Source organism: Actinoplanes sp. NPDC048791 (assembly GCF_040650095.1).
Lineage (GTDB): Bacteria > Actinomycetota > Actinomycetes > Mycobacteriales > Micromonosporaceae > Actinoplanes.
The window spans coordinates 1-3,968 of record NZ_JBEZGQ010000218.1 but is presented as its reverse complement, the minus strand read 5'-3'; the positions used below and the strand labels follow the sequence as shown (position 1 = coordinate 3,968).

The window sequence follows — 3,968 nt, the reverse complement described above, 5'->3', positions numbered from 1 at the left end:
CTATTACGCGTTCGCCCACTCACACGCCGGGGCCGCGCGCCTCGTTGGGCGCGCGGCCCCGGGAGAAACACCTGAACGTCAGGCGGCGGCCACCTCGAACTTGCGCGGCTTGGCCTTCTCGGTCACCGGGATGCTCAGGGTCAGCACGCCGTTTTCGTAGCGGGCGTCAAGCCGGTCGGTGTCCAGCGAGTCGGACAGGAAGACCTGCCGGCTGACCGGACCCATCGGGCGCTCGGTCACGACGTACTGCACGCCGTCGCGCTCGGCCCGCTTGCGCTGGGCGCGCACGGTGAGCACCTTGCGGTCCACGGTGATGTCGATGCCGGCCGGGTCGACGCCGGGCAGATCGATGTCGATGTAGAAGGAGTCACCCTCGCGGTAGGCGTCCAGGCGGGCGCCGGCGCTACGGGTGGCGGAGTCGAAGACGCGGGTGGTCAGGCGGTCGAAATCGGTACGCAGCACCATGGGAGGTTCCTCCGGTTCAAGGTTGAGCGTGTTCCACTCAACCTGGATAACTGGGGTGCCCCCCCTGGTACTTCCTGAACAGCCCGTGAGCTGCGACACTAGGCCAGCCGGAAGTCCGCGAAGTCGAAGCCCGGCGACACCACGCAGCTCACCAGCACGGGCTCGGCACCGGCCGGATAAGCGCTCTGCCACACCCCGGCGGGCACCAGCGCCTGCGGATTCTCGGCGGTGAGCACCACCGTCTCGCCACCCTCGACCGGGTCGGCGCCGGCGCCGCCGTAGCGCAGCTCCAGCGAGCCCGAGTGCAGGAACCACAGCTCGTCGGACGCCACCACGTGCCACGCGGAGGATTCGCCCGGCTGGAGCAGGAAGTAGATGCCGGTGGCGGCGGCGCGCGGGCCCGCGTACCCGTCGGGCCGGATGGTGACCGCGGACCGGAAGGTCTCGCGGTACCAGCCACCCTCGGGGTGGGGTTGCAGATCAAGCTTCTCGGCCAGCGGCGGTCGCGTCGTCATGCCCTCATCCTCGCGCGTCGCCGAATTCGAACAGGTGTGCGAAGATGACGCGGTGTCCGACCAGGCGACCATCCTGCACGCCGACCTCGACTCGTTCTACGCGTCGGTCGAGCAGCGGGACGACCCCGCCCTGCGGGGCCGCCCGGTCCTGGTCGGCGGCGGCGTCGTGCTGGCGGCGAGCTACGAGGCCAAGGCGTACGGCGTCCGCACCCCGATGGGCATCGCCCAGGCCCGCGCGCTGTGCCCGCACGCCCTCGTGGTCCCGCCGCGGATGTCGGCGTACTCGGCGGCCAGCAAGGCCGTCTTCGAGGTCTTCCGCGACACCACCCCGATCGTCGAGGGCATCTCCATCGACGAGGCGTTCCTCGAGGTCGGCGGCCTGCACCGGATCAGCGGGACCCCGGCCGGCATCGCCGCCCGGCTGCGCACCGAGGTCCGCGACCGGGTCGGCCTGCCGATCACCGTGGGCGTGGCCCGGACGAAGTTCCTGGCCAAGGTGGCCAGCGCCGTCGGCAAACCGGACGGCCTGCTCGTGGTGCCCCCGGGCGAGGAACTCGCCTTCCTGCACCCGCTGCCGATCGAACGCCTCTGGGGGGTCGGCCCGGTCACCGCGGGCAAGCTGCGCGAGCACCGCATCCTGACCGTCGGGCACGTGGCCCGCATCGGCGAGGCCGCCCTGGTCACCATGATCGGCGCACACGCCGGCCGGCACCTGCACGCGCTGGCCCACAACCGCGACCCCCGCCGGGTCCGCACCGGCCACCGGCGCGGCTCGATCGGCTCGCAGTGCGCGCTGGGCCGCCGGCCGCGCCCGTTCGAGGAGATCGACGCGACCCTGGCCGCACTGGTCGACCGGGTCACCCGCCGGATGCGCTCGGCCCACCGGGCCGGCCGCACGATCACCCTGCGGCTGCGCTTCGGCGACTTCACCCGGGCCACCCGCTCCCGCAGCCTGCTCAAGGCGACCATGCAGACCAGCGCCATCCTGACCACGGCGCGCCAGCTGCTGACCGAGGCCCGGCCACTGATCGACGAGCGCGGCCTGACCCTGGTCGGCGTCGCGGTCGGCAACCTGGACAGCGACGGCGCGGTGCAGCTGGAGCTGCCGTTCGACGTGCCGGTGGCGGACAGCCTGGACACCGCGCTGGACGCGGTGCGGGACAGGTTCGGCTCGTCCTCGGTGACCCGGGCGGCGTCGCTGGGCCGCGACCTGAATCCGTCGGTGCCGATCCTGCCCGACTGACCCCGCCGGCGGGTCGGCGCTTGCCTGGCTGTATTCGCTCAGAGGCCCAGCTGGGCGCGACCGGTCGGGCTGAGCTCGTCGGCGGTCGGGCGGCCGGCCCAGTCGACCTCGTAGTCCTCGGCGGCGAAGTCGGTCGGGCTGACGCCCCGCAGGAACGCCTGGCCGCACTCGGCCGCGTAAGCGGCGTTCTTCTCACAGTGCGGGCTGGCCGGGATGTACATGACGTTGCCCCAGCCCTGCTGGTCCCGCACCGCGCCGACGGAGTGGATCATGTCGCCGTGCCACCAGACGGTGTCCCCCGGCTCGACCGCGGGGATCGGGGTGAGCGCGGGCACCAGCGCCGGGTGCCAGCGCTCGCTGATCGGCAACGCCTGGCCGTTGGCCGCCCCGCACAGGTCGTCGTCGGCCACGTCGTCCTGCAGGGCCCGCAGCAGCAGGTAGGCCATCGCCGAGGGGATCGGCACGACGTGCAGCACGCCCTCGGTCGGCGCCATGTCGGACAACGCCGTCCAGCCCTGGAACGTCCGGAACGCCGAGCACATCACCGTGGACTCGTACTCGTGCACCTCGGTGCGGTAGGCGCCGTCCCACGGGTCGTACGCCTCGGGGTTGCCGGCGAAGACGTGCCGGAAGACGTTCTGGTACGCCGGGAGCAGCCAGCGCTCGATCGAGCCGGAGTCGGTGTGCGCGGACAGCCCGGCGGAGTCGGTGCCGGGCTCGCGGCGCCGGACCCGGTCCGGGTACGCCGTGTCGCGGGTCGGGTCGAACCACACCCGGCCCTCGGACTCGTGCTTCCAGAAGGAGTTGAGGAAGCCGCGCACGGCGACCATGTTGTCGTCCTGACGGGCCTCCATCTGCGGGCGTGACCAGTAGATGGGGAAGATCGACGGCTTGCTCGCCGACAGCCCGCCGAAGATGCCGTCGTCGAGGTAGCGGTACTTGCCGGCGAAGTCGTTGCGGTCCAGGTACGACACCAGCTCGGCGTCCCAGCCCTCGGCGCGGTCACGGCCGAAGGTGCCCTTGACCACGGCACAGCCGCGGCGGCGTACCGCCTCGACGAGGTCGGCCGGCACCGTGCCGGCGGCGATGTCGGCGAACTGGACCACCGGCCAGACCTGCTCGCCGCGCTCGCGCTGCGCGACCACCTCGGCGACCTCGGCCCGCACCGCGGCCTCGGCCCGCGCGAAGGCGCCGGTGACGTCGCCGATCCGCTTGCGCAGCTCGGCCTTGGTCTCACGGATGGCGCGGGGGATGTCGTCCGGGGCGGTGTGCATCGCTGCGGTGTGCATCGCTACCTCCATTTGATTAGGTGACCTAACTAGAACCTTGTCCTAATGTAGGAGATCCCGCCGGAAGATCACAAGAGGTGACGGTGAACGACGTCAGCCGGGCACTCCCGCAGACGGTGCTCCGGGCTGCCACCGACCGGCGTCTGCTCGACGAGACGATCCGCCAGGGCCGCACCACCCGCGCCGAACTGGCCGACATGACCGGCTACTCCCGGCCCACGGTCTCCGAGGCCGTCCGGCGCCTGGTCGAGGGCGGCCTGCTGGACGCCACGGGCCTGAAGGAGACCGGCCGCCGGGGCCGGATCGGCACGTTCTACGAGCTCGGCGCGCGGGCCGGCCGGGTGCTGGCGGTCGAGCTGGACCAGTCCGGCGTCCGGGCCCGCGCCGCCGACCTGGCCGGCCGCACGCGGGACGAGCACCGCCGCCCGGCCGGCGCCCCCGGCGACGTGGCAGCCC

General features: G+C 72.6%; 5 protein-coding genes. 2 read left to right on the top strand and 3 right to left on the bottom strand.

Annotated features, from left to right (window positions below):
- Positions 1 to 78: 78 nt before the first annotated feature.
- Together AB0C29_RS18020 and AB0C29_RS18015 are read right to left on the bottom strand one after the other, a co-directional pair.
- Entirely contained in the window at positions 79 to 465 is a 387-nt protein-coding gene (locus tag AB0C29_RS18020; RefSeq protein ID WP_360821455.1) for an Hsp20/alpha crystallin family protein, read from the bottom strand.
- A 98-nt stretch (positions 466 to 563) separates the two neighbouring features.
- Positions 564 to 980, bottom strand: a complete 417-nt coding sequence (locus tag AB0C29_RS18015) for a cupin domain-containing protein (protein WP_360821453.1) — start codon at positions 978 to 980, stop codon at positions 564 to 566.
- A gap of 52 nt (positions 981 to 1,032) precedes the next feature.
- On the opposite strand from AB0C29_RS18015, the gene dinB reads away from it, so the two are divergent.
- A complete protein-coding gene (gene dinB, locus AB0C29_RS18010) occupies positions 1,033 to 2,223 on the top strand; it encodes a DNA polymerase IV (protein ID WP_360821451.1) in 1,191 nt (396 codons plus the stop codon).
- Between the two features lie 38 nt (positions 2,224 to 2,261).
- Here dinB and AB0C29_RS18005 read toward each other — a convergent pair whose 3' ends face one another.
- Complete coding sequence (locus AB0C29_RS18005) at positions 2,262 to 3,512, bottom strand: YbiU family protein (protein ID WP_360821449.1); 1,251 nt, start codon at positions 3,510 to 3,512, stop codon at positions 2,262 to 2,264.
- 83 nt (positions 3,513 to 3,595) lie between these two features.
- Here AB0C29_RS18005 and AB0C29_RS18000 point away from each other — a divergent pair.
- A partial coding sequence (locus AB0C29_RS18000) for a winged helix-turn-helix transcriptional regulator (RefSeq protein ID WP_360821447.1) occupies positions 3,596 to 3,968 on the top strand: 373 nt, incomplete at its 3' end.